This is a genomic window from Kineosporia sp. NBRC 101731 (assembly GCF_030269305.1).
Taxonomy (GTDB): Bacteria; Actinomycetota; Actinomycetes; order Actinomycetales; family Kineosporiaceae; genus Kineosporia.
In genome coordinates, this window is record NZ_BSTC01000006.1 from 189,356 (window position 1) to 215,012 (window position 25,657).

Below are 25,657 nucleotides of genomic sequence, written 5' to 3' on the forward strand. Positions count from 1 at the left end.
CTCGGCTCCGACGACAGCCTCACCAATCAGAGCCGAGTTCGTTTGCGTACCGGTGGCCGAGGAGGGATTCGGCCTCCGGCGACCTCATTGAGAATGCCTGAGAAGGCAGGGACGACGAACCTCGCCGAGGGACGTTTCGGGGACGTCCCGGAACGTCCCCCGGGTTCTCAGTGGCTGAGCGAGTGCAGGTAGTCGATCAAGCTGGAACCTTCCCGGAGGTCGCTGAGCACCAAGGGTGCGCCGGCCGAACGGAGCGTTTCAGCGCTGTCCACGCCGGTCGCGACGGCGATGACGTGAGCCCCAGCATCCTTCGCCGCCTGCACATCACGAGGAGTGTCTCCAATGAGCACGACCGGCGTAGCGAGGGGCAAGCCGTGATGCTGGTGGACCCGTCTCCTCGCAACCTCGACCAGCGCCCCGCGATCTTCGGAATGCTCGCCGTAGGCCCCGCACTCCAGGTCCAGCAGGCCATCGAGCCCGAAGGCCCGAACCTTGACCAGGGCGTTGGCTGCGATGTTGCCCGTCAGGACGGACGAAACGAAGTTCCGTTCCGCAGCCGCGAGCATGAGGACGTCTCGAACACCGGGAAGTACTTCGCCCCTGCGAGCCAGCTCGGCTTCCATGCCGGCCCCAGCAGCCTTCAGGGCAGGAGCCACGACGTTCCAGCCCGGAGGCTCAAGGCCGTGGTCGAGGAACATCTGTCGGCAGATGAGCCTGTCGGTTCGCCCCTCCGTCCGTGCACGGTGAAGAGGTGGTCGGCCGGTGAGGCGGGTGAAGGCATCGGCGTAGATCTGCTTGCTCACGCCGTTGTTCTCGATCAGCGTGTGGTCGATGTCCCAGAGCACGATGAGCGGCACGCTGCCCCAGCGTAGGACGCCAGGGGGCGAAGGCAGAGTGCACCATGGTTGAAATGCGCTCTTGCGCCCGATACCAGACCTCGGGTTTGCTGTGCTGAGTGAACGAGCGATTGCGTTCCGCTCTGGTGCAGCGGGGGCTGACCGTGGCAGAAGTCGCGGCCGAGTGCGGCGTCGATCCCAAGACCGCCAGCCGATGGGTCAGCGGACGTGTGCCCCAACGACGGCACCGCTGGAGCATCGCTCATCTGCTCGGCCTGGACGAGGAGCACCTCTGGCCCGAAGCACCGGACAACGCGGCAGGAGCCTCCACCGCGACGAGCGAGATCGTGGCCGCCTTCGCCAACCGCGCCAGCGTTCCACGTGACCTGTGGCTGGAGCTGCTGCGAGGGGCCTCGAAGCACATCGACGTGCTGGTCTTCTCCGGCACCTTCTTCGCCCAGACCAACCCGCACATCGCCCGCATGCTGCAGGAACGCGCCGAGGCCGGTGCCCGCATCCGGCTGTGCTTCGGAGACCCGGAGGGCCAGGCCGTCCGACTGAGGGGCGAGGAAGAGGGAATCGGTGAGAGCCTGGCCGCCAAGATCCGCGCCTCGCTGACGTACTACCGAACGCTCGTCGGTCGTCCCGGCTGCGAGGTTCACCTCCACGACACCACGCTGTACAACTCGCTCTTCCGGTACGACGACCAACTCCTGGTCAACCCGCACATCTGGGGGCAGCCCGCCAGCGCCAACCCGCTGTTCCAGCTGAGACGGAACGACGGCACCGACGCCGAATGGTTCGACCGGTACGAGCAGAGCTTCGACGCCATCTGGAGCACCACGCGTCCCTGGGCGCCCGAGAAGTAGGAGCACCATCATGGGCAGGACCGAGTACTACTACGACAACACCGCCCCCAAGGCCAACTCCCTGGTGCCGGCCAGCAACCTGCTCGTCGTCAACGAAGCCGGCGAGATCCTCCTGCAGCGACGCCGCGACACCGGCCAGTGGGCGCTCCCCGGTGGCGCGCAGGACATCGGCGAGAGCGCGGCCCAGTGCGCGGTGCGCGAGTGCGAGGAAGAGACCGGCATCATCGCCGAGGTGACCGGCTTCCTCGGGGTCTACTCCAACCCGTCCCACATCGTCGCCTACACCGACGGCGAAGTCCGCCAGCAGTTCGAGGTCGCCTACATCGGCCGCCCGATCGGCGGCGAGCCCACCATCAACGACGAAGCCGACGGCGTGCGCTGGGTCAACCCCGAGAACCTGACCGACCTCGACATCCACCCGAGCATGCACGAGCAGATCGGCCACTACCTGGCCGGCACCTACCCCTACCTCGGGTAAGGCCTCAGAGCACGACGCCCGCGGTTGCGGCGGCCGTCCGGATCCGATCCACACTGGCATGGATCTCCGGCGCGGCCCGGCGGATGAACCGGCCGACGATGCTCTCCTGCCCGTAGCGGGACAAGATCTCGTCAACCCGCTCCTCAGTGCTGGTGGGCAGGCCGTCGGGCGTGGTGGTCATGTCGCAGAACACCAGCGCGTCCACCAGCAACGGCTGGTCGACGAGCGGGAACTCGGAACTGAGCACATCACGCAGGCCACGCTCCTCGGCCTCGAGGAGCGCGTAGGAATGGTTCGCCACAAGACGAACAACCAGCTCATCGACTCCATTTGACTGAAGGAACCGGGCCCCGTCGAGCGGATGAAAGCCGGTGGCTACAAGGTTCGGTGTGTACCCGATGTCGTGCAGCACCGCTGCAGCTTCAAGAACATCGGCCCGATCTTGCAGCAGGGGTCCCAACTGCTGCGCCCGGTCGGCAACTCCCAACGAGTGAGCCCAGCGACGCGGAAGCACTTCTCCTAGCTGACTTTCCGCAAGTGACCGGGCGCTGGCCACCGTGGTCATCATGAAGATCCCCTCCCGATCCTACCGAACTGCGGGTATAGGCGATCAGTCTTCGGTACCCGAGAGGATCTATGTACGATTCTCACTCAATGTCAGGCATATAGTACCGGGAGCTACCACCCAGGCGAATATGTCGACCCGAGCATCACTTCTCATCGCGGGATGGAATGTCGATACCCCAGGGAACAGGGACCGAGTCCGGCGCCGGTGACCAACTCGAGAATGCCGACGGGCGACTAACGTCCGCGCGTCAGCCCTCGTCCTGGGTCGCGCCTCCGGCTCTTACCGGCAGTGTTTCGCCGATCCGTATCTCCGCCGGCGCTATGGACCGTGTGGACCGAAGTTGCGATCTCTACTTGGCCGTCAAGGCACGCCCTGCCCTGTGGTCTCACGTGCCGCCGAGGCTGGAAAAGCAGCCGCTCCCTATCGGTGTCGTCATGGAGGTCTTGGACAAAATCGAGTTCAAGCATCAATCCGTGGAAGTAGCGCTTGCCGAAGTCTTCGAGCGAAAGTCCTTGCACGAAGGCGTGCACGTATTCGTCGCCAGCGCGGTCCAGAAGTACCTCGACGCGACCGGCAGCTCCGAGCAACTGCTGCCTGTGCATGACCAGTGGGTCGTTCAGCACCGCGATGCCGGCGTTAGGGAACTCTGGACCTGGGGCCGTCGCTACCGCTCCCGGGACGGAGGCACGCGGGAAGTCCGGCTCCTCCGGCAGGGGCGGGGTGGCACTCGTCAGCGAAGCGACGGCGAACGAGCAGTAGCCGCGTACACGACCGCCGTCGGCTCGCCCGCTCCTCAGCTCCGGTTCGGCCAGTGGCAGCAGAAATTTGCCGTGCGTGAGGCTGAGAACGTGAGCCAGGTCAAGGTAGTGGAGGTCGATCTGGTCGAGGGCACCCAGCATGTGTGGTTCACCGGATCAGTGGACGATGCGACGACCACGTACGATCATGCAGGGCGCTCTGCCGCTGGCCGACTGGCGTACGGCCACCATCGCGAACCTGGAAAGTGTTTCGACTGTCGGCTGCTCACCTCATGCGACGAGGTCGTTCGGGCCCCTGGCCTCTTGGGAATTCGTTCTCAGGAACGCCTGCGGCAAGTGTCCATCAGCGATCTGCGCTACTACGCCAAGTGCCCAGCTCAGTACTTTCTCAGCAGTGCCGCACATCTTCCTCGTTTCAACGAGTACTCCATGGCAGCCCGGCTCGGGCAGGCCGTTCACGAGTACCTGGAAAACCGCCATCGCGAGGAGAACGGCCCGTGCCTGGCCGCGGACATGCCGACAACCCCAGGCTGGTCGGACGCTCGTTGGGACCTCGACTCACGAGCCGATGAAACCGGGCGGCGCATGCTCAGCCATCATCCCGAGGTCTGCCCCTTGAGGCGGGAAATTTCAGACCTGACTCTCGAGAAGACCTTCATGCTGCACGACACGGTTGCTCAGGTACTCGTGGCGGCCAAGTGCGACCTCGTCTACCAGGACGACGGTTCATGGGTCTGGCGGGAGACAAAGACTACTAGCCGTGAGCAGGCTAGCGACGATGTCATTGCGGAATACCCGCAGGTCGCGCTCGCAGTCGGCATTCTCGGACGGGGGCTGCTCGGCGGTTTTGTTGAAGGATCGAGAGTCGAACTCGAGATCCTCCGTCCAACTCACTCTGACCTCATACCCATCGATCCGGCCGATACCGAGACTTTCGCGCAGGCCGAGGCGGTCATCAGAGACCTGGCAAGCCCTTGGCGAAGTGACTCATCCTTCGCTCCCACTCCGAGCCAAGATTGTCGGACCTGTCCTGTAAGCAAGTGGTGTCCGAGCGCGGAGGTTCCGGATCCGCCGAGCTTGTCCGAGGAGACCACACCCAGTGCCTACCGAAAGCCGAGCACCTGACCTATCCGTCTTCACCGGCGTGATGCTGCTGCACATGGTCGCCACCGCGCTGGTAGAGCTATCGCGGCATAACCGCTCACCCGACCCCGTCTACTCGGACCGGGTTCTGAAGGCATACAACCACCTCGTGCTCCGCTGCCTTCAACAGCGGGTCGCACCTCCCTTCAGCGTCGCGGACATGTCGAGCTGGGCGACCAAGCGCTCCATCGGACAATGGCCCTTCGACCTGCCCGCCGACGCGGAGAAGTTCGATGAGTTCCTCGTCGACCCGGAAACCGGTGTTCCCACACAGCTGTGTCGCGAATGGGAGGTGACCGCTCCTGACACGGCGGCGGAGATTTTCGAGAACGACATCATCCGTGAAGTCTTTGCCACCTGTCAGGCGGCCCGCTCTCCTCGTTCATACACGGCCTTCCGGCGCCTGCTGATCGAGCAGCCAGTCCTGTCCGGCCATGAGAAGGCCACGCTCCTGGGCACAAGGCCCGAACTGGGAGTGGTGATGGAAACGGTCAACCGCTGCTACGAGCCGGCACCGGCCGCCTACCGCGGTGATGATGGCCGGTTCGCCGTCTGCTCCCGCTGCAGCTGCTTGCTGAAACCTTCCGGATCGTCTTGGCGGTGTGAGCTGGACCGTTGTCGGCGAGAGGGGAGCGCAACGCCGGGTCGGCTTCTCGACGGCCGGGAGACCAACGGCATCTACCAGCTGAGGGCACCATTACGAACCTTCATTACCGGACCGGGGATCGCCGAGATCGACTTGGAGAAGAAGCTGATCGCTAAAGGTCTCATCCCCGAGATGTGGCCGGGCTGTGACGCTTACGACCTCAGAATCACTCTCCCTGATCGCCAAGTCTGGGCGATCGATGTCAAGGATCGCGCCAATCCCGCTTTACTGGGCAACACCGCCACTGTGTTCAGGCCCGACCCGCCGTACAACCACGCGTTCCTTGTCGTCCCCCAGTATCGATTCGACGACCGCGACGGCTATCGGATCACTTTCAATCACTACTGCCCACCCGAGGTCAAGGATCGTGTGACTCTCCTCAGCGACAGAGCCTTCCTCAGGAAACTGTCCAACAGGTTGACCCAGTTGAAGAAGATCTCCGAGGGGGGCCTGAGAGATGCGTGACCGCAGCAGCTGGCACCAGGAGCTCTCTGGCGAGCTCAACGAGGTATGGGAAACACGAGCAGGTTTCAACGTCGGAGACATGCTGGACATCGAGCTGGCCCTGTTCCTCGGAATTACCGTCCTCCCGAAGCGGCCGGTCGGCGACTTCTGGACGCTACTCAGCGGCTATCCCTACGAAGAAGTCTTCGGGGATGTTCGTACCGCCGAAGCCCGCATGATGATCCGCCGCGGGCGCCACTTTCTCTGGGACCGGAGCCGCCGTTACGCCTGGCGAAACGCGCTGAGCGCCTATCTCGATGTCGACATACGGCTGCGTCAGTACGCTTTCGACAGCGTCGACGATCTACCACGCAAGCTGCAACCGGCCCGGGCTCACGACCGCGAAACGACCTACCTCCGGCTACTTACCGAAGCACCGCCTGTCGAAAAGCGGAGTCTTCCCATCGCAGGATCAGGCGATCACATCTTCCACGTGCGCGACCAGCGCCACTCAGTTCACATTCCAACTGAGCTGCTCGACATCGAACCACTGGTAGGGCACCCTCTCGACGACATGCCGTTGGGCGGTGGCGAACCGATCACTGTGACCATCGCAGAACTCGAAGATGCCGCCAGCGCAATGGACGAAGCCGAGTCCAAAACTAATGGCAAGAAGAATGATTGGGCTCGAAGGCTCAAGCGAGTCGAGGTTCTCATGCGGGACGAGCAGGCACAGACGTTCCGCTCCCAGCCTCAGCTACGCATCGAGCACCTCATGAACATGGTGGGCATGGTCGGCGCTGGCAAGTCGACAGTTCGCGACATCCTGGCCTACCACCTTGCGAAGCACCCCAAGAGGGAACAGCGGCGCAGGACGACCATCGTCGTAGGGGATGTGGCCGAGGTCCTCACAATTACCGAGCAGTTTCGGCGCCTTGGGGTGAAAGCATCCCCCGTACTGGGGCAATCGACGCTGGAACGAAATATTCATCGCGTCCATAGGCGCAGTGAGTCCCCGACCCAGACCATGCTGAATCACAACAGCCCCGGTTTCGAGCATCTTTCGAGCGCCTGCCCTCTCGATGCCCTACGGGGTTTCGAGGCTCGACGCTCCCTCCCCATCAATGCAGCTCCCTGCACAGGCCTATACACAGCCGAGGCGGTTGAGGAAGAGGAGCAGCGACGCGAGGCTCTCGCGAAGGCTGAGCCGACACCGGGAAGGAAGAGGCGAAGGGTGCGTAAGGCGAAGCGCCACGGCTGCCCGCTGTGGTCCGCGTGCCCACGCCACAGCGCCTCTCGCAGTTTGGTGGAGGCACAGATCTGGGTCGCTACGCCGGCATCTCTTGTGCACAGTCGAGTGCCAAATCACCTGAACGGCGAGAATCTTAGATACCTCGAACTTGCCTGCCGAAGAAGCGATCTCATCATCGTGGATGAAGCAGACCGCGTTCAGATGCAGCTCGATTCAGCTTTCGCACCAGCAGCAACGCTGGTGGCCCGAGGGACTGAGTCATGGCTGGACGAGGTCGGAAAACACAAACTCACGGAGTTGGCCAACCAAGGTCGGTTGCAGCTCTCGAGCGCCGAGATCGATGACTGGACCAACTCGCTCAACACCGTGATCTCGGCAACCGACCGCATCTACTCGATGTTGATCAACAACGGCCCCCTCCGGCGCTGGATAGTCCAGGATTACTTCAGCGCGGTCACCATGCATCAATGGCTCCTCAATGAGTGGTTTCCCGAACAGCGAAAGGCGCGCAAGGAAAGCCATTCCACTGGAGCCGAGGTCGACGAGGTCCCGCAAGGCTCCGATCGGGAACAGCTCCTGCGGGTGGGAAACATCTTGGACCGCTTCCGGGACGCCCCCCTTACGCCACAGCGGGCCAGGGAACCAGACGATACGGACGTGGATCTGGTCAACGCTCTCGTAGCGATGGCGGCCGAGCTTCTGCACATCACCCGTGGCGCTGCCCGGGAATTCCAACGGGAACGGCTTCAGAAGCTTCTCCAAGAACTTGTCCCGGACAACCCTTCTGTCGCGGGCGATCTCGACGCAAACCTGTACCGGTTCGAGTTCACCCTACTTCTCGCGGTCCTCCATGACCGCCTCGACCATGTCACCACGTTCTGGCCCCGAGTCGAGGCTGCGCTCAACCTCGAATCCACCTCGAACGCTCTATCTCGTCGGCCTCCACGCGACTACATGCCGGTGGTCCCCGAATCGCCTATGGGTAACGTCTTGGGTTTCCAGTTCCAGGCCGGCGACCGTAACGAAGAGGGCGACCAGAGCGGCGAGCTTCGCTTCTTCCGGTGTAACGGGGTCGGACGCGAATTACTGCTGGAACTCAACAACATTCCCCGGGTCGACAACCGTCCTGGCCCTAACGTCCTGCTGATGTCGGCCACCAGCTGGGCCGGTACATCGAGCCGTTACCAGATCCACGCCCAAGTCGATGCGATCTTGCGCCCCCATGAGAGCGAAGTGGAGGCTATCAAGGAGAGTACCTTCCAGACTCTCTTCCTGACCAAGCCCGGGAGTTCCACCGCCTTGCGCCTCTCCGGGGCAAGCCCGGAGGAACGTCCCAAGGAGCTGGAACAGATGCTTCACCAGCTCGCTGTTCCCGATCGCAGCTTGGCCGCAACCAAATCGCTTCTGCAACAGGAATTAGACGACATTGAGGACCCTCAACGCCGCCGCATTCTTCTGCTTGTCGGGAGCTATGCAGAGGCTCAGCAGGCCGGGCACTTCCTCAATCGACAGCACGAATGGACCGGCAACGTAACAATTTTGGTGTCGGACGATACGGATCTCGACCATTCATGGTCGAACCTACCGACCGAGACAGGCCAGCTCTATCTCCGCCGAGGCGAACTCACTCAGTTCCCCGACATCGGAGGGCAACTGCTCATCGCTCCGTTGCTGGCAGTGGAGCGAGGCCACAACATCGTCGTGCCCGGTGGAAAGGCAGCCATCGGCAGTGTCTACTTCCTTGCCCGACCGCACCATCGGCCCGATGATATTGCCCTCGCTACCCAGTCGATCAACGACTGGGCTGTCCGACAGGTCCGAGGACCCGAGCGCCACTTTGCCCAATCCGCCCTTGCCACGGCCAGTCCAGACCAAGCCGGCCGCAAGTTCCGTGCCGCCGCGGCCAAGAAGTGGCATCGATTCCTTACTCGTCGGATGTCCTGGACCAGCCTGCCGGACACAGAGAAGTCCGCCTTCACCTGGGATCAGCTCGTCGTCATTTGGCAAGTCATCGGCCGTCTCGTCCGTGGAGGGGTCGCGGCGCGCGTCTACTTTGTCGACGGTGCCTTTTCCCCACGTGAAGCTCGACTTTCCGGGGAAGATACTCCGGCCACCAGCCTCCTACTGAGCATGCTCGAGGAGCTGAAGCCGTACTTCGATCCAGAGTCAACGAAGAGTCCTATCGATCGTTCACTGGTCAACGCCTTGTACGACCCGCTCTACCGCGCACTCAACGACATGGTCTAAGTCCGAAACCTCATCGCTCAGAGAGGCACTCATGCGGTACGACTACACACAGCCCGCAGCGTTCGTCGCGGATCGCGAGCTCGTCCTGCCCCTTCAGACGTTGTCCTTCCCCACTTCTTGGCGTCGGCCGATCCTCGACCTGTTTACCGCGGGCTGGAGCGAAGAGTGGCGTGCACGCGCTAAACAGGTTCCCTTGCAACGGTTGAACGCACTTCTGCGAGCAGCGGCACCGGACCTTGTTTCCACGGCAACCCGCGCTCAGCTTGGCGAGGAACACCCCTGGCTGTTCGCTTCAGCGGCATTCCCTGAACCGGTACTCGCTACTTTCATTAACGCCTGGCTCCATGACCTGCCAAAGAGTGAGGAGGGCAAAGCCCTTGTTCTGCCGACGATAGATCGTCTTAACTCAGCAGGCACACTCCAGTGGGAACCCCGATCGATCAGCCTCACTGAACGCACGCTCTCCGCCGGCGGAACTCCGGTTCCGGAGCGGCATCTCTTCAGTCTGCTCCCTGACTATGCAGCAAGTCTTATCGCCGGATCCGCCTACGAGCATCACAATGGCAGTGTCCAGTTTCACCAGACGGCTCTCAACCCCGCCAATGGGTATGCGGAGCTGATCTCCTGGCCACCCTTGCAGCACCACACTGGGCGAGGCGTTAATCAGACTACTTGGTACTACAGCGCGACAATCAAAATTGGCTTGCGAACAACACCTTTCGATCCGGCGATGAGACTGCACGTGCACACCGGCATTCGTCGTTGGACTCTGGGTGAAGTTCGTACGCGGGGACGCTACGGAGCATCGACCTACATGCTGTCCAGCAACCCGTTCGTCGCCGGAGCTCCGATCCCGCAGAGATTTGCTGTTGCTCAACTGCTCTGGAACAAGCAGTCCAAGGACATGGGCTGGAAGCAGGGAGGGGTTGGACAGATCCTTCCGCGCGTAGGTGCCTTGGAGTATCTCCCCGCTCCCGATCAGCTTGCCCACAAGTCGGAAGCCTGGATCTACGGCCGCGACGGAGTTACTGCTGCGGTCACTTACCACACGACCATGAAGGGGCGGAGTCACCCGGTGGGGCCAGGACTCATGCCCGCGGAGCGCAGCAGGCTCACGTCATGGATCGGGCGCTGCTTGGAACCCAGCTTTAGGCTCGACGAGCCCCTCGTCCGGGTTATGCCAGCTGGTAAAGGAATTCAGTCGTTCACGAAACTCAAGTCGGTACCTAAGACCAAGGCTTCCATGACCGATAGCGAGATTGAGGAGGTGACCTCTCGCCAGGCAGATGTGCGCGCGATGAACGCCACCATCGCACAGGGAAATGCCAGGATGAGGAGGCAGCAACTGGCCGAGGCTGTCGGCGGAACGCTTGGCGTCGTGTTGCTCTTCCAGGGCGAGGGCGACGGCATGCAGAGTCGACTACTCGGCACCGTCCAGAGGCTGTTGGACCTCCCCGCCCGGACCGCCAGCGGGCGCGGCTCCTGGACTTGGTCTGTCGACGGTTTCACGCTCAACGTACACTCGCGACCACTCGGCCAACTGGGTGGTCCGCTCGGCGATGGGACGACTCCCCAAAAGGGCAAGAAGCACGACGAGCAGATCAAGATCCGACGTGGTGTTGTCGCCTCGACTGTTGCTCAGATCGCCGAGGAGGCGGGCGATACGCCCCAGCTCGTTCTCGTCGAGCTTGATGGACGGGACGACTTCGATAAGCGAACGACCGACCCAAAGTTCGCTGTTCGCATCGGCTGTGCCGATGCTGGCATGGTCAGCCAGTTCGTCCAACCGGATAAGGTCGACGAGGAAGATCCGAAAGCCGCCGACGAAAACAACAATCTTCGGGCTGAAGCGGCTTGGTTGGACGGCTTTCGGCAACTGGGTGAGCGATTCATCCCGCGACACCGTCTCGGTGACGAAGTGCCAGAATCTCTCCACCAGTTGGCATTCTGGGTCGTCAAGCGACGCAACGATGACACGAACAGTCATCAGGTCTTTGCCCCAATCGCTGTTCTTATTAAGCCTGACGAGAAGTGCGTAATGGGCAAGACCAGCGACATGGATGAATGGGTTCCTTACCCTGAACTCCTCAAGCGGCTTGCTGGTGCTCATTTTCATGCTGCGCGAGCGAATGAAGACCAACAGAAGGAACAGCTTGCTGCCTTCATTCGCAGAACTTTGACCAGCCTGCGGAGCACCGAAACTTTGGTCGTGACAGAGACACATAACATTCGCTACCGACTGCCGACCATGCTGAACTCGGACATGATTCCGGACCGTCTGCAGCTCGCCGGCCTGAAACCCCAACGGATCACTGCTTTCGGGAAGAAGCTGAGACTCGTCAGGGTCGGTGGTAACGATCGCCTGGAGACGCCGCAAGCGTGGGCCTACGCAGATGAACGCATCGGGATCTCCGACGGGCTCTGGCAAAGGGCAAGCGGAGGAGAGGCTGACGATGGCTCTAGGGTCTTCTACAGCACTGTTGATAAGCCGGGGACTCATAACAAGGTCAGAGTCGACCATTCCAAGCTCACACCGCACTACCAGGAGAAGGCGGAGTCCGGCGTCGACGGTGCTGAGAGTGAGGCCCGAAACCATTTGGATCCCTCTAAAAACGCTTGGAATGCCGAACTTCTCGAGATTGTCGTAGTGGCTAAACCCGATGCCGAGAAGGCCTCTACGTGGGCGACTTTCCTTCATCAGCAACGTCACTGCTCGGACGACTACCGGGAATCTCTTGGTAGGCCACTGATCTTGCATCTGGCTCGGCTGACCAATCAGTACGCGCTGCCTGCGGACGACACAATCGAAGATGATGGAGAGGAAGACGAGGAGGAGTCGGATCCAGAGGTGCAGCTTGAACTGGACATCTGACCTGGCGGAGCGCTAGATGCCAAAGGCCATTCCCAGGAAAGCATTTAGCGGGAGGTAGTTTCTGGCCGCGAGCGGACTAAGTCGCATGGGCGTTCGTGGCCAGACGATACATCTGGTTCTTCGACATACGCGGAAGCTGGTGGTTGTGGCGGATGTCCCATGGCCACCAGCGTCCGCCCAGCATCAGGGATCAAATCGCAAGACCAAGCGTTTCATGGAGCTGCCTAACCTTCGCAACTGTCGCCCGAAGCTGTTCCAGCTCAGCGAGTTCGGCCTCACGCTCCTGGCTAGTCTGGGGCTCGGTCACAGGCCGGGCGCCATGCCGCATGACCGCCAACGCGTCGAGGGCTGTCTCGTCAGCGTTCGGCAGAGTGTGCAGGTACCGCTCGGTCGTGCTGATCGACGCGTGCCCGAGCCGTTCCTTCACCACCTGCAGATCAGCCCCGCCGGCCAACAGCCATGAAGCGTGAGCGTGGCGCAGTCCGTGCGGCGTCACATGAAAGCCGAGCTCGGCCTTGGCGAGCGCCTTCATCCAGATGTTCGTCCGGAACCACCCGCGGCCGATGTGCCCGTCGGTGGCCACCGCCCGCGGCTTCCGCGGAGCATCTTTCCCTCCGGCTCGACGCTGCGCCCGGTACGCCGCGACGGCGTCCTTGCAGTACTGGCATCGGCACTTGCCCGGGCCGTAAGCGGACGTGGTGCCGTGGAGGAAGGTGCGTCCCTGAGCATTCGGCTCGGTCCGCCCGAGGGTCTCGGGATCGGGGAGGACTTCCGGCCGGCTCCGTCGGGCGGTAGTGGCCTCGGGCGCTTCAAAGAGCAGGTCGTCGGCTCCGACCCCTCGCGCCTCGATGTGTAGGGCGATCTTGTCCACGAGGTGCTGGCTGAGCTTGAACGACCGGTACTCCTGGTCCTTCGGGTAAGCCTTGACGATGAAGCGCTGACCGTCGGGCCGGTCCTTGGATGTCAGCTCGGTGACAGCCCGCGAGACGACGAGCATCCTGGTCTGCAGGTCGAGGTCCTTGGGCCGGAGTTCGGTCAGCTCGCCCCAGCGGAGCCCCGACTCGATGTCGGTCTCGACCAGCAGACGCATCGTCTCGCCAGGCAGGGCGAGGTGCACGCGGTCGTACATCTCCGGAGTCAGGATGCGGCGCGGCCGGGTCGGGACCGGCGGGGTCTTCACTCCACGGCCAGGGTGGACCGGAACGATCTGATCGTTGAACGCCGTCGTGAAGATGGCGTCCACGATCACCTTGCACTTGGCGATCGTGGCAGGGGACGCGCCGTAGTCCTGCCCCTGGAGGGTCGTGATCCACGCCCGGAGGTCACTGGAGAGAATCTCCTGCATCCGCATCGTCCCGAGCTCAGGGATCACATAGAGGTCGAGCCGGTTCCGGTAGGTCTCGCGGGTGCTGGCCTCGATGACGTGGTTGGGGAACCACTGGGTCTCGACGTAGGCCTCCAGGGTCTGCCGACCCCGGCGGGGATCGCCGACCTGTGCCGCAGCGGTGCTGTTCTCCGCAGCGTTCCCGGCGCGCTCCGCCGCCCGGTAGGAGGAGAAGGTGCCGGCCACCCGACGGCGGTTCCTCTTATCACGGTAGCGAGCCGTGTAGGTGATCTTCCCGCTCCGGCCGACTCGTTCCTCAACCCACGCCATGCTCATCCCTAAGATCGGCCTGGGGGCAATTTGGGGGCAGACGCTGCCGGACTCCTCCGAATGGGACCGGACGCCTGCGAACCAGAAATGCCCTATGACCTGCACTTTATCAATCTGGATGATCGCGGGCCGAAGAGCTGGAAGACGTCGGAACCGCGTTCACACGGCAGGGGTCACTGGTTCGAACCCAGTATCGCCCACCCGGAAAAACCCCAGGTCAGATTCCTGACCTGGGGTTTTTGATGTTTCAGTCCGGACGGGGCACCAGCCGGCCCAGGAAGGCCAGCACCGCCTCGTTGAACGCGTCGGCCTGCTCGAAGGGCAGGAAGTGCGCGGACTCCGGGACCACGGTCAGCTCGGCCCCCGGAACCCGGGCGGCGACGTCCTCCGCCAGCTGCACCGACACCAGGGTGTCCTTGGCACCGTGCAGCACCAGGGTCGGGCAGGTGATCGTGGCCAGCGCCGGGCCGGCGTCGTACCGCACCCCGGCCAGGCTGAGCTGGCAGAAGCTGTCCGGGTCCTGCGTGGTGAGCCGGAAGAACGTCTTCAGCTTGTCCAGGGCGATCCGGTTGTCGTCGATGTAGCCGGGGGTGAAGAGGTGCTCCAGGCAGGTCTCGAGCAGTTCCTCCATGCCCCGGGTGCGGGCCAGCTCGCGCCAGGCGGCGGTGGTCTGCTGGATCTGCTCGTCGGCCTGGGCGTAGGCCGAGGTCAGGACGAGCCCGGTGACCAGGTCCGGGCGCCGGGCCGCGACCTCGGCGGCCACGGCCGCGCCGAGGGCCACACCGGCCAGGTGCGCCGGTCCGATCCCGGTGCTCTCGAGCAGCTCGATCAGGTCGTCGGCGAGCAGTTGCACCGAGGTGCCGTCCGGGCTGGGCGTGCTGATCCCCGTGCCGCGGGCGTCAAAGGTGATGACGCGGTAGCCGGCCTGCCGGAACGGTGCCACCTGGCGGGCCCAGAAGCTGGAGTCGCCCCCGAGCGGGCTGAGCAGCACGATCACCGGGGCCTGGGCCGGGTCCACCCCGTCGGCCGTCTCCGAGCGCCAGAACAGCTTCGCCCCGTTGATGTCGGCGCGTGGTTGTTTCGGCTTGCCGAAGAGGTGGTCGAGGACCTGGGGCACCAGGGAGCCCGGTGAGTTCTCCAGCCGGCGGATCACCGGTGCCGGGTCGTAGTTGCGCATCCCTCCGGGGATGAAAGTCTTCGCGTAGCGGTACATCACCGGATCGAACTGGGTGGTGTGGGGGATCGACCGCACGTGCCGCCGATCCAGCAGCAGGATCGCGGTCTCGGTGGCCACCAGCGACGCGGCGAGCCCGCAGGCGCACGAGAGCGAGGGGCCGGTGCCGGCCGAGAAGTCGGTGTTCGACTCGGGGCGGGACACGTCGTAGTACTCGATCTGGGCCAGCTCCGGGACGATCCCGCAGGCGTACCGCATCTGCATCTCCAGCGGGTCCATGTCCGGCTCGATCCCGCAGTACTCCTCCAGACCCATCCCCTCCGGGTCGAACACCTGGAGGCAGGCGCTGAACCCGATCGGCGAGCCCATCAGCGTGAACAGCCCGTGCTCGCGGGTCTTCTGGTGCAGCGCGACGTGCGTGGTGATGCTGTAGAAATCGACCGCGTCGATGGCCACGTCGGCACCGCGGAAGAGACCGTCGGCCGTGGTGTCGGTGAAACCCTCGGGAAAGACCTCGATCCGGGCGAGCGGATTGATCCGGTGGATCTCCTCCGCGATCACCTCCACCTTCAGCCGCCCGACCGTCTCGGTGCTCGCCCCGTACTGCCGGTTGATGTTCGCCAGCTCGAACCGGTCGAAGTCGGCCAGCCGGAACCCACCGACACCCAGCCGGGCGAGCATCACCGCGACGTTGCCGCCGATCCCGCCCAGGCCGGCGATCGCGACGGTGCTCGCGCCCAGCCGCTCCTGCTCACCGCCGGTGAGGATCCCCTGGTTCCGGCTGAACGACCGGGCGTACACGGTGTCTGCGTCCAGATCCTGCAAGTCCTGCCGGTCCTGGACGCCGGTCTCGGGGCGCACGCTCATACTGGTCCTCCTGGCTGGCCGTGATGGACGGGATAGCTGTGGGAGAGAGCGGATGTTCAGCGATCCGGGGAGGCAGTGGCCGCAGCGGCGACGACGCCGGCGTACAACCGCAGTCCGTCGCGGAACGCGTCGAGCGCCACCCGCTCGTTGCTGCCGTGCATGCCGTGGATGTCGGCGGCGGGCAGGGGGAACGGGACCCAGCCGAAGGCGGGCACCCCCGCCGCCCGCCAGAACCGCGCGTCGCTGGCGCCGGGGGAGAGGATCGGCGCGGTCCGGGCCGACGGGTCCAGCTGGTGCAGGGCGCCGGTGAGGAGCTCGAAATCTGCTGTGGTGAAGGATGACTCGTACGGGGCCTTGTGCATGACGGTTCGGATCTGCAGGCGTGGCTCACGGGCCACCTTCTGCAGCCGCTCGACGACGGCTTCGGGAGTGCCGCCCGGGAGCAGCCGCAGGCTCAGCGTCGCCGTGGCGCGTCCCGGGACGACGTTCGCCTTGTACCCGCTGGACAGCACCGTCAGCGCGCAGGTCTGGGTGATCATGGCCGCGATCAGCGGGTTCTTCCGGAGCGGGCCGCCCCCGATCCGCTGCAGCAGGGCCGGCCGGCGCAGGAGCGCGCGGTGCAGGCCCGACTCGGACTCGGCCAGCACCGCGCACAGCCGGGCCGTCGGCTCGGTGATGCGGGCCGGTTCCGGCTGGTCCAGGATGCGCTGCAGGGCGCGTACCAACAACGCCGGGGCCGAGTCCGGATCAGGCATACCGGCGTGGTGAGGGGTTCCGTCGACGCTGAGTTCCAGCTCGAGATAACCCTTCTCGGCCACGGCCAGGGTGTGCAGCGTCCCGCCGCCGGGCACCGCGTCGACGGGGGAGAACGCGCCCTCGCCCAGCACCAGCGAGGTGGCTAGCAGTTCCGGGCGATTCTCCAGGAGCCAGTGAGCTCCGTAGGTGCCCCCGGTCTCCTCGTCCGCCGCGACCACCAGCCGCACCTCACGGGCCAGGGGCACCCGCAGCCGGTGCAGCAGGATCATCGTCGTGAGCTGGGCGATGCCGAGGCCCTTGAGGTCCAGGACCCCGCGGCCGTACAGATACCCGTCGACCACGTCCGCGGCGAACGGGTCGAGGTCCCAGTCACCGCGGACCACCGGCACCACGTCGCTGTGGCTGAGCAGGGTGATCGAGCCGTTCCCGGGCGTGGCCGCGGGCAACCGGGCGATCAGGCTGACCCGGCCGGGCGCGGCCTCGAGGAGTTCGTGCTCGATCCCCTCGGCCTCCAGCAGCCCGGCCAGCCACCCGGCGGCCGGGGACTCGTCGGCCGAGCGGGCCGGATCGGCGCCGTCGAGCGCGTTCGGGTCGTTCACCGTGGGGAAGCGCACATAGGTGCGCAACCGTTCCAGCGCCTCGTCCTGGACCTGGGCCCAGGACACCCCCGCGTCCCACGCCGTGCCGGCGGTCGTCGTCATCGTGCGGCCTCCCGTGGTGTCGTGTCCTGGGCCCGGGGCGCGGTCAGGGAGGCCGTCGCCCGCAGGGTGGCGTACAGGTCGGCGTAGGCCTTTTCGCAGTAGTCCCGGAACGCGTCGAGCGGTTCCGCCCGCATGCGGCCGACCAGGGCGAACGTGTCGCCGGCGGAGTAGCGCAGCCGGCTGTCGCAGTACTCGTTGAGAGCGCGGTTCGAGCTGTACGGCGTCTCGCGGTAGAAGAACTGGGCCTCCTCCCGCAGGATGAAGGTGTCCGGGTCGAACTCGACCTCCGGGTCGAAGCGCTCCACCACCAGCCGGGCGACCTCGCGCTGCTCGTCGTCCGGCGCCGGGCTGTCGGGGGCCGGGTACATGTCACACACGGCCCCGAGAAACGACATGATGTAAGGGCTTTGGGTGATCGCCGTGAGGTAGGCATGCCCGTCGCGGACGTTGCGGTGAATCTCCGGCGTCTCGAGCAGGAAGTCCCAGAGCACGCCGAACAGCACCGGCAGGATTCCCCGCCGCTGCACCGAGGGCATCAGGGCCAGGCTGCCGACATGCAGGATCGAGGCTCCGGACGGCGTGCGGTCGCGGACCACCCCGGCCAGCCCGACCAGGGTGCCCTCCTGCCGCAGCAGAGCCAGGGAGTCGGCGTGGAACAGCGACTCGAGCTTGAACACCTGGTGGAAGTGCTCCAGCTGCTCGGCGGAGTCCCAGCCTCGCGACAGGGCCGCGAGCCGCACCACCTGATCGCGGATCGACTCCAGGAGATCGGTGTGCTGGTGGACGTTCTCGGCGACCAGTTCGATCTCGAGGTCTTCGTGGGACGCGCACATGCCGGCCGGGAACAGCCGGCCCGTCACTGGCGCTTCCCGGTGACCGGCGGCTCGGACCGTTCACCGGGCACCGGGACCGGGAGCGAGATCGGCCCCGGCATGGCGCCCTCGACCACGACCTGATTGCCGTTGATGATCGTCGTCGGCATCCCGATCCAGCTGTTCTCACCGGCGATGTGCGACCAGTCCCGGGTCATCAGCAGGTCGAGGTTGCGAATGCTCTTCACATCGCCCTTGATCGAACCGGTGCGGTTGAAGATCGCCAGGTCGTCGCACTGCTTGACACAGGCCATGCACTCGATGCAGTTACCGGGGTTGACCACCACCATCCGGTGGTCACCGGTGCGCCGCCGGGCGAACACGTCGCTCGGGCAGACGTCCTGGCAGTCCATGCAGTTCGTGCACATCTCCGGATCGATGATGGGACTGAAATCGCTGTGGTAGTCGCCCTTCTTGATCCAGTGGGCGACCGTGCTCTTGTACACCGGGGAGCTGCCGCACCCGTCCATCGCCATCAGCAGCACCACCGCGACCAGGCTGACCAGCCAGAGGGTCATCTCACCGGCCGACCAGCCGCGCCAGAGGCCCAGTGCGACCAGGGGCGTGCCGAGGATCACGGCGATCAGGGCCGTGCGCCGGTAGCGCCTCTCGCTGGGCAGCACGTTCCAGGTGGCGAAGCCGAAGACGTAGACCGTGAGGATCAGGGCCATCAGCCCGAAGACGTAGCGCGGCCAGAAGAGTGCGCCCACCGCGATGGTCAGGGAGTAGGCGCAGGCGGTGCTCAGCGCCTGCTCCATCCGGTCGGCGAAACCGAACTGGACCAGCACCATGTCGTGCGTGCGCCGGCTCCGGTTGGTCAGGTACCGCGGGATGTCGTTCAGGTGCGTCGGCCCCCAGATGATCCGGAAGCCGGTCTGCTCCTTCACGGCGTGCGCGTCCACCCCCGGTGCCGCGTACGGCGGGGCGATGAGCCGCCGGTGGTCGACGACGTCGGCCAGGCCGGCCACGTTCACGGCGTCGATGACGTCGTGCTCGGAGTACTCGTTCATCCCCGCCGCGCACCAGACGTTCGACCCGCGGGAGTTGGCCACGAGCAGCCAGGCGTCGAAACCACGGAGCACCTTGAGCAGCCGGTACACGGTGAGCGTGTAGTTGCCGCTGATCAGGACGGGGGAGTTGCGATCGGGGTGCCCGACCTTCCGCAGGCCGAGCGGGCAGGGGAAGTTGTAGTGCCGGAAGAAGATATGGAAGACCTGCCAGAACCAGAGCTTGATCCGGAACATCATCCCTCGCTCACCATCGGCCGTCGGCTGGCTTCCTGCTGGCGGACGTCGTCGTCCGGACCCGGTTCCTTGATCCCCTGCACCAGCCGGAACGACGTGCCCGGGAACACCGTGCTGGAGACGACCGTGAATCCGGCGTCCGCGATGATCCCGTCCAGGTCACGGATGGGGAACAACGGACGGCGCAGGAAGAGGAACTGGGGGATCCAGAAGATCGTCATCATGAACCGGTAGATGGTGCGGACGACGAGCGTGCGGGGCCAGCACTCGTCACCGATCAGCACCTGGCCACCGGGGCGCAGCATGCGCCGGCAGTCCCGCAGGATGTAGTGCAGGTAGTCGGGCGGGAACTCGCCGAGCACCATGGTCGCGGTGATGACGTCGAACGACTCGTCGGCGAAGTGTTTGTGGGTCTGTGTCACGCTGTCGTGCACCAGATCGAGCCGGTCGGACACGCCGGCCTCACGGGCCCTCCGTCCAGATTCGCCGATCATGTACTCCGCGGCGTCGAGCCCTGTCACCCGGGCGCCCCGCTCGATGCAGCGCATGGCCAGGGTGCCGGTGCCGCAGCCCAGGTCGAGGACGTGGTCACCGTCGTTGACCTGCTCGGCGATCCGGGCTTTCATCCGGTCGATCCGGCCGAACGTCATCAGCCGGACCGCCCAGTCGTAGCGTTCCGGGGCATGCTCGACCCAGACCATCCATCCGTACATCAGCACCATGAGCGTGTCTCCTCACCGAATCGTGGGCCTCATGCGGGGGGCCGGTGGGCTCCCGACGGGTCGCGGCTGGCGTTCAGGAAGCCCGTGACGAACTGGTTCACCAGTTCGGGAGCCTCTTCCTGGGGGAGATGGCCGACGTGCGCGAGCACCTCGCGCCGGGCCCGTGGCGCCTCCCGCACGAAGCGGTCGGCGTCACCGGCGGGCAGGACCGAGTCCTTCTCCCCCCACAGCAGCAGGACCTCCTGGCGCAGCCCGGGAACCCGGGCCGCCAGGGCGTCCTCGTCCAGCCCTCTCAATGTGGCCAGATAGGCGGGAGCGCAGCCCGGATCGGTCAGCAGCGGCTGCTGGTACACCTCCAGCACATCGGTCGTCGCCTGCTCGGGCAGGGCGTACGAGCGGCGCAGCCGGGAGCGCACCAGCCGCCGCCCCAGCCGCGGGGAGCGCAGCACCGGCCCGGCCAGGGCCGAGAGCAGCCCGATCCGCGAGAGTTTCGCGGCGCTGTGCCGCCCGCCCGGGTAACAGACGGGGTTGATCAGCACCAGCCCCTGCACCCGGTCGGGGGCCAGGTCGGCCAGGGTGATGGCGACCGCGGCGCCGAACGAGCTGGCGACCACGGTCACCTCCGGCACCCCGAGCGCGTCGAGCACCGCGATGACCACGGCGGCGTGCCCGGCCAGGGTGTAGTCAGCCCCGGCCGGCTTGCCGGACTGCCCGAAACCCCGCAGATCCATGGCGATCACATCGGCCTGCCGGGCCAGGTGATCGATGTTGTGCCGCCAGGTGAACGACGAGAGCGGGATGCCGTGCAGCAGCAGAACCGGCGGCCCGCTCCCCTTACGGATCACCGTCACCGAGCCGCCGGGTACGTCGACGAGGGAGGCCGCGGCGTAGAACACCGCGACCTCACCCGCCGCGGCGGGGGTCAGGCCGGTGGTGTCCAGCGGAGGGGTCGAGCCGGCGGAACCGTCGTCGTGGGTCATCGGGATCACCCCTCAGTGCACGAGTTCGGAGATGCCGAAACGCACCTCACCGGGGGCGGGCGGGGTGAGGTCGTCCTCGGCGTAGAACTTCTCGTACACGTTGGTCGAGTGCAGCTGGCCCTTGCGGGTGAGGACGATCAGGTCCTCGATGTTCTCCAGCAGCCCCTCGTCGAAGCACTCGGCCATCTCGGTGCCGAACACGCTGTCGATGTCGACCCCGAACCGGTCGATGAAGTCGGTGCGCGAGACCTCACACATCTTCAGCCCCCGGATGACGACCCGGCGCATCTCCTGCTTCTTGGTCAGGTAGGTGGCGAAGTCCAGGGGGATGCGGCCCTGATCGATGAGCTCGTGGTACTGCTTCAGCCCCTTCACGTTCGTGTAGAGCCGGTTGTGCACCACGCTCTTCGAGGAGACCCCGAACCCGAGCATGGGCCACGTCCGCCAGTAGTACTCCAGGAACTTCGAGTAGCCCGGCCCGCGATCCGGATGGAAGTACCCGGTCGAGCTGACCCTCTGGAAACCGTTGCCCTCCAGCTGGTCCAGCGCGTAGGAGTACATGGCCAGCTCCTCGTCGGGAGTCGGCAGGGTGAGCTTGTCGTTGATGATCTGGTGGTGGAAGGCCGTGTTGGGCCAGATCTCCAGCCCGTACGTGGTCAGGCAGCTGGGCTCCAGCTCGATGCCGCGGTCGACGGCCCGCCGCCAGGAGTCCATGGTCAGGTTCGGCAGCGGGAAGATCAGGTCCAGGTTGATGTGGCTGTACCCGGCATCCTTGATGATCTTGTAGGCGCGCTCGGCGGTGGCCACGTCGTGCGAGCGGTTGCAGATCCGCAGCAGCTCGTCGTCGAAGGCCTGGATGCCCAGGCTGATCCGGTTGAACCCGGCCTCCTGGATGGTCTCGACCTTCTCCGCGGTGACCGTCGGCGGGTCGAACTCCAGGCAGATCTCGGCGTCGGCATTGACCTCGAACGTCTCACGGCACGCCGTCAGCAGCCGGGCCAGCTGTTCACCCTCCAGCAGGCCGGGGGTGCCCCCGCCGAAGTAGATGGCGTCGACGTTGAACCGGGGGAACACACCGTGCTGCGGATAGGTGCGGATCTCCTTCTCGAGCGCCTGCACGTACTTCTCCCGGACCTCCGCGCCCCGGTTGATGTACACCGTGTAGTCGCAGAACCCGCACTTCTGCAGGCAGAACGGGACGTGCAGGTAGAGGACCGCGCTCTCCGGGCGGAAGTACTCGTCGTAGTCGACGTACTGGTACTTGAACGGGTAGGTGTGGATGTTCCGACGAATGATCACTCGGGTCCCCTTGATCAGACGGTGGTGTGCTCGACGCCGTTCAGCTGCTGGAAGTACGTGAAGCCGGCCGCCTCGTGGGCGTCGGGCGGCGCGGTCCGGCTGTTCGGCAGCACGGGCCGGCCGCAGGAGACGAACATGTCGGAGAGTTGCGAGCGGTCCGTGCTCCGGTACTCCTCGGAGGAGCGGGCCATCATCCGCAGGACCTCCTCGGCCAGCAGCAGCTGGTAGTTGCAGGACTCCTGGTTCAGCACGTTCAGATCGCCGGTGGCCACGAAGTTCTCCTGCTTGCAGCCCCCGCCGCAGATGTACCGGGCCCAGCAGCCGCTGCACACCGGGTGGTCGTCCACCGGCAGGCGCCACTGCGTCGGCTCCACCGTCAGCCCCTCGGCCCCGTTGCCCACGTCGAACGCCTGGTCACCGACCAGGCGGTGGCAGGGACTGACGGAGCGGTCGGGGGAGTGGGTGAAGTAGGTGCGGCCGCCCGAGCAGAAGGCCAGGGCGAGCTGGCCCTCCATGGCCAGCTGGACCGTGCGCTCGTACTCCAGGACCCCCTTGAACCGGTTGTCCGGGGAGAACAGCCGCGGGTACTCGGCGAGGAAGTCGCGGAACTGCTCGACCATCCCGTCCTGGAGGAAGAAGTTGATGAAGTGCTGTCCGGGCGTGACTGCCGGGGTAGCACAGGACGAGGTGGTCGCCGGGGGTGTCTCCTGGTCATCGGTGCGTTGCCCGGGGAAGGTGGGCATGGTGAGGAACACCGGCGCGCGGCCCGTCGGCGCCGGTTCCGGCGTGGAGGGCGTGGAGGACGTGGAGGGCGTGGAGGACGCGGACGGGTCGTCGTCCACCGGGAAGACACCGGGGTAGATCTGGAAGTAGTCGAAGATGTTGGTGTCGTACAGCTGACGCATGTTGTCGATCAGCGACGGCTCGCGCTGGGCCACGGTCATCCGGGCGACCATGGAAATGGAATCACTCGCGGCCCGCACCTTCTCGGCATTGCTCATGACCCGGTCGTACGATCCGCGGCCGCCCTTGGCCGGCCGGTTCAGGTCTTGTACCTCGCGGCCTCCGTCGATGGAGACCGAGACGATGAACCGGTGCCGCGCGAAGATGTCGAGGATGCCCTTCGGCAGAAGGGTCAGGTTGGTGGAGATGCGGTAGACGAACGTGATGCCGCGTTCGGTCGAGTGCCGGACGGAACGGTCGCAGATCTCCTTGATCACCGCGAAGTTCGCCAGCGGCTCGCCGCCGAAGAACTCGAAGCGCACCGACTGGCTGTCGGTCAGGTTCTCGTCGATGAAGGTGAAGATGTCGTCGACGGAGGTCTGGCCCATGGCGTCGGTGATCCGCCCGTAGTCGCCGCCCTCGGCGAAACAGTAGGTACAGGCCAGATTGCAGACATTGGTCAGGTTGACGTTGACCGCGAGGTCCGCGCCGTCCTCGAAGCTGCTGGTCGCCAGCACGTTCCGGTTGTCCTCGGTGATCTGCCCGAGCTCGCCCAGACGCTCCCACTCCTCGCGCTCGGCCGGCGTCAGCCGGTCGAGACCGCCCCGCAGCCGCTCGCCGGTCTCGCGGGGGACGACGAACGACCGGTGGTTGCCGGTGAGGAACAACAGGCTGGTGTGCTCCTCCAGATCGATGACCCGGTAGTCGGTGTCCGGCCTCACGACGGGCTCGCCTCGGTGATGTCGAGGAACGTGGCGCCGCGGTTGGGGGCCGTGACCGCATAGCTCGGGAACGGGGTGACGTCTTCGTTGAGGGCGCCGGTGGCCACCTCCACGGTGGGGAAGTGAGCCCGGTCGAAGACCTCGTGCAGGCTGCACTTCACGCCCTCCGGCGAGATCGCGACCTGAACGCCGTGTTCGTCGGGGGTGGCCTTGGCCGCGGCGAACCGGTAGCTCTCGCCGGGGGCCAGGGGCAGCGGCGTCCAGGCCGTGCCGGCCGCCGGGTCGCCGAAGCGGCGCTGGTAGACGACCTGGCTCTCGGTGCCCTCGTTGAGCAGCTGGATGTGCAGCGACCGGATATCACCGTGCCACGTGAAGTCGGCCACCTGGTACTGGTCGGGAAGACTGTCCACCGTGGTCGGCCGGGGCGCGGGCGGGAGCAGTTTCATCCCGGTCGGCGCGCCGCACGAGGTGCACTCGGCGGTGGAGTTGACGCCGACCAGCCGGGCGTTCAGCCCGTACCGGGTGACCTGCAGGATGCCGCAGTTCCAGCATGTCGTGTTGGTGGCGTCGTTGTCGTAGACGTTACCGAGATAGACGTTGCGGATACCCATGTCGAGAGCCGTGGCGCGGGCGGACTCCAGCCGGTCGATCGGGGTGCGCCGGCTGTCGGTCATCTTGTAATCGGGGTGGAAGCGGACGAAGTGCACCGGGACGGTCGCGTCGAGCTGCTCACCCACGAAGGTGGAGATCGCCCGGGCGGTGTCGTCGTTGTCGCTGAGGTCGGTGACCATGAGGGTGGACACCTCGACGTGCTTGCCGGCGGCGTAGACCTGTTTGGTGCCCTCCAGAACCGGCTCGATCCAGCCCTTGGTCAGGCGACGGTAGTACTTCGGGTCCATCGACTTCACCGAGATCGAGAAGATGTCGATCACCGGGAGGAGCTCCTCGATCGCCTCCGGCGAGATGAAGAAGGCCGACTTGAAGAGGTTGATCATGCCTTCCTGCCGGGCCAGGGCTGCGGTCTCGGTGACGAACTCGTGCCAGACTACCGGGTCGTTGTAGGTCCACGAGATAACGCGGATTCCGTGGCTTTTGGCGATCTCAACGACCTGCTCGGGGGTGTAGTTCCAGACGTCTCCGTCGGCGACGAAGCGGGCCTGGGAGGTCTTCCAGTTGTGGCAGTAATCGCAGTTCAGCATGCAGCCGATGTTTCCCATGGAGAGGATCGGCTCGCCGGGTGCGTAGTGGAAAACCGCCTCGGTCTCGATGGTCTCTTCGGTGGCGTGCACCGATCGCCCGTAGTTCAGGGTGACCAGCTTGCCGTTCTGATTGGCGCGCACCATGCAGAAACCGTATTTACCGGGCCGGATCTTGCAGTTTCGGGGACTGAGATGGCACCGCACGATGCCATTCTCGAGCTCTTCGGAGAGCTTTGCCGGACGGGGGTTCTCTTGCCACTGAGCCAAGATGATCAGCCTCTCGGTCCATCGATCAGCCACGGCATGGTCACGGGCATCGCCGGCCACTGCCCGGCGATGGACGGCGCGAAGCCGCGGCGCTCAGGTATCTCGAAGATGCTGTGAGGCCGCAAGTTTCGGGCTATTTTCGATG

At 65.1% G+C, this 25,657-nt stretch carries 18 protein-coding genes; 6 read left to right on the forward strand and 12 right to left on the reverse strand.

Annotation, left to right across the window (positions count from 1 at the left end):
* Positions 1 to 167 precede the first annotated feature (167 nt).
* A complete protein-coding gene (locus QSK05_RS18695; RefSeq protein WP_285598524.1) occupies positions 168 to 857 on the reverse strand; it encodes an HAD family hydrolase in 690 nt (229 codons plus the stop codon).
* 98 nt (positions 858 to 955) lie between these two features.
* Here QSK05_RS18695 and QSK05_RS18700 point away from each other — a divergent pair, with 98 nt between their 5' ends.
* Positions 956 to 1,705: a DUF5919 domain-containing protein gene (locus QSK05_RS18700; RefSeq protein ID WP_285598525.1), complete on the forward strand. Its 750-nt coding sequence runs from the start codon at positions 956 to 958 to the stop codon at positions 1,703 to 1,705.
* 10 nt (positions 1,706 to 1,715) lie between these two features.
* Positions 1,716 to 2,183, forward strand: coding sequence for an NUDIX hydrolase (locus tag QSK05_RS18705; protein WP_285598526.1), 468 nt, complete (start codon positions 1,716 to 1,718; stop codon positions 2,181 to 2,183).
* 4 nt (positions 2,184 to 2,187) lie between these two features.
* Here the strand turns inward: QSK05_RS18705 and QSK05_RS18710 are convergent, their stop codons facing one another.
* The gene (locus tag QSK05_RS18710) at positions 2,188 to 2,751 is read right to left on the reverse strand and encodes an HD domain-containing protein (RefSeq protein WP_285598527.1); all 564 of its coding nucleotides are present in this window, start codon (positions 2,749 to 2,751) and stop codon (positions 2,188 to 2,190) included.
* A gap of 434 nt (positions 2,752 to 3,185) precedes the next feature.
* Between QSK05_RS18710 and QSK05_RS18715 the strand changes: the two genes are divergently transcribed.
* The 4 genes from QSK05_RS18715 to QSK05_RS18730 all read left to right on the forward strand — a co-directional run bounded on the left by QSK05_RS18715 (position 3,186) and on the right by QSK05_RS18730 (position 12,113).
* The gene (locus QSK05_RS18715) at positions 3,186 to 4,634 is read left to right on the forward strand and encodes a PD-(D/E)XK nuclease family protein (RefSeq protein WP_285598528.1); all 1,449 of its coding nucleotides are present in this window, start codon (positions 3,186 to 3,188) and stop codon (positions 4,632 to 4,634) included.
* Entirely contained in the window at positions 4,609 to 5,763 is a 1,155-nt protein-coding gene (locus tag QSK05_RS18720; RefSeq protein ID WP_285598529.1) for a pPIWI_RE_Y domain-containing protein, read from the forward strand. The genes QSK05_RS18715 and QSK05_RS18720 overlap by 26 nt, the downstream gene beginning before the upstream one ends.
* 79 nt (positions 5,764 to 5,842) lie before the next feature.
* Positions 5,843 to 9,241, forward strand: a complete 3,399-nt coding sequence (locus QSK05_RS18725) for a pPIWI_RE_Z domain-containing protein (protein ID WP_285598530.1) — start codon at positions 5,843 to 5,845, stop codon at positions 9,239 to 9,241.
* A gap of 31 nt (positions 9,242 to 9,272) precedes the next feature.
* Positions 9,273 to 12,113, forward strand: a complete 2,841-nt coding sequence (locus QSK05_RS18730; RefSeq protein ID WP_285598531.1) for a pPIWI_RE module domain-containing protein — start codon at positions 9,273 to 9,275, stop codon at positions 12,111 to 12,113.
* A 190-nt stretch (positions 12,114 to 12,303) separates the two neighbouring features.
* Here QSK05_RS18730 and QSK05_RS18735 read toward each other — a convergent pair whose 3' ends face one another.
* From QSK05_RS18735 to amrS, 10 genes are all read right to left on the reverse strand, one after another.
* A complete protein-coding gene (locus tag QSK05_RS18735; protein ID WP_352301902.1) occupies positions 12,304 to 13,767 on the reverse strand; it encodes a tyrosine-type recombinase/integrase in 1,464 nt (487 codons plus the stop codon).
* Between the two features lie 247 nt (positions 13,768 to 14,014).
* Positions 14,015 to 15,808, reverse strand: a complete 1,794-nt coding sequence (locus QSK05_RS18740; protein WP_285598533.1) for an alpha/beta fold hydrolase — start codon at positions 15,806 to 15,808, stop codon at positions 14,015 to 14,017.
* A 56-nt stretch (positions 15,809 to 15,864) separates the two neighbouring features.
* Complete coding sequence (locus QSK05_RS18745; RefSeq protein WP_285598534.1) at positions 15,865 to 17,265, reverse strand: M20/M25/M40 family metallo-hydrolase; 1,401 nt, start codon at positions 17,263 to 17,265, stop codon at positions 15,865 to 15,867.
* Positions 17,262 to 18,125 carry a hypothetical protein gene (locus QSK05_RS18750; RefSeq protein WP_285598535.1) on the reverse strand — a complete coding sequence of 288 codons (864 nt, stop codon included), beginning with the start codon at positions 18,123 to 18,125 and terminating at the stop codon, positions 17,262 to 17,264. Before QSK05_RS18750 ends, QSK05_RS18745 begins: the two co-directional genes overlap by 4 nt.
* The gene (locus QSK05_RS18755) at positions 18,122 to 19,384 is read right to left on the reverse strand and encodes an HgcAB-like fusion protein (RefSeq protein ID WP_285598536.1); all 1,263 of its coding nucleotides are present in this window, start codon (positions 19,382 to 19,384) and stop codon (positions 18,122 to 18,124) included. The genes QSK05_RS18750 and QSK05_RS18755 overlap by 4 nt, the downstream gene beginning before the upstream one ends.
* Positions 19,381 to 20,103, reverse strand: a complete 723-nt coding sequence (cpaM, locus tag QSK05_RS18760) for a corrinoid protein-associated methyltransferase CpaM (protein ID WP_285598537.1) — start codon at positions 20,101 to 20,103, stop codon at positions 19,381 to 19,383. Before cpaM ends, QSK05_RS18755 begins: the two co-directional genes overlap by 4 nt.
* A gap of 29 nt (positions 20,104 to 20,132) precedes the next feature.
* Entirely contained in the window at positions 20,133 to 21,083 is a 951-nt protein-coding gene (locus tag QSK05_RS18765; protein ID WP_285598538.1) for an alpha/beta fold hydrolase, read from the reverse strand.
* A gap of 12 nt (positions 21,084 to 21,095) precedes the next feature.
* Complete coding sequence (gene hemW, locus QSK05_RS18770; RefSeq protein WP_285598539.1) at positions 21,096 to 22,382, reverse strand: radical SAM family heme chaperone HemW; 1,287 nt, start codon at positions 22,380 to 22,382, stop codon at positions 21,096 to 21,098.
* A gap of 14 nt (positions 22,383 to 22,396) precedes the next feature.
* The gene (locus QSK05_RS18775) at positions 22,397 to 24,046 is read right to left on the reverse strand and encodes a radical SAM/SPASM domain-containing protein (RefSeq protein WP_285598540.1); all 1,650 of its coding nucleotides are present in this window, start codon (positions 24,044 to 24,046) and stop codon (positions 22,397 to 22,399) included.
* Complete coding sequence (gene amrS / locus QSK05_RS18780) at positions 24,043 to 25,518, reverse strand: AmmeMemoRadiSam system radical SAM enzyme (protein ID WP_352301905.1); 1,476 nt, start codon at positions 25,516 to 25,518, stop codon at positions 24,043 to 24,045. Before amrS ends, QSK05_RS18775 begins: the two co-directional genes overlap by 4 nt.
* Positions 25,519 to 25,657 lie beyond the last annotated feature (139 nt).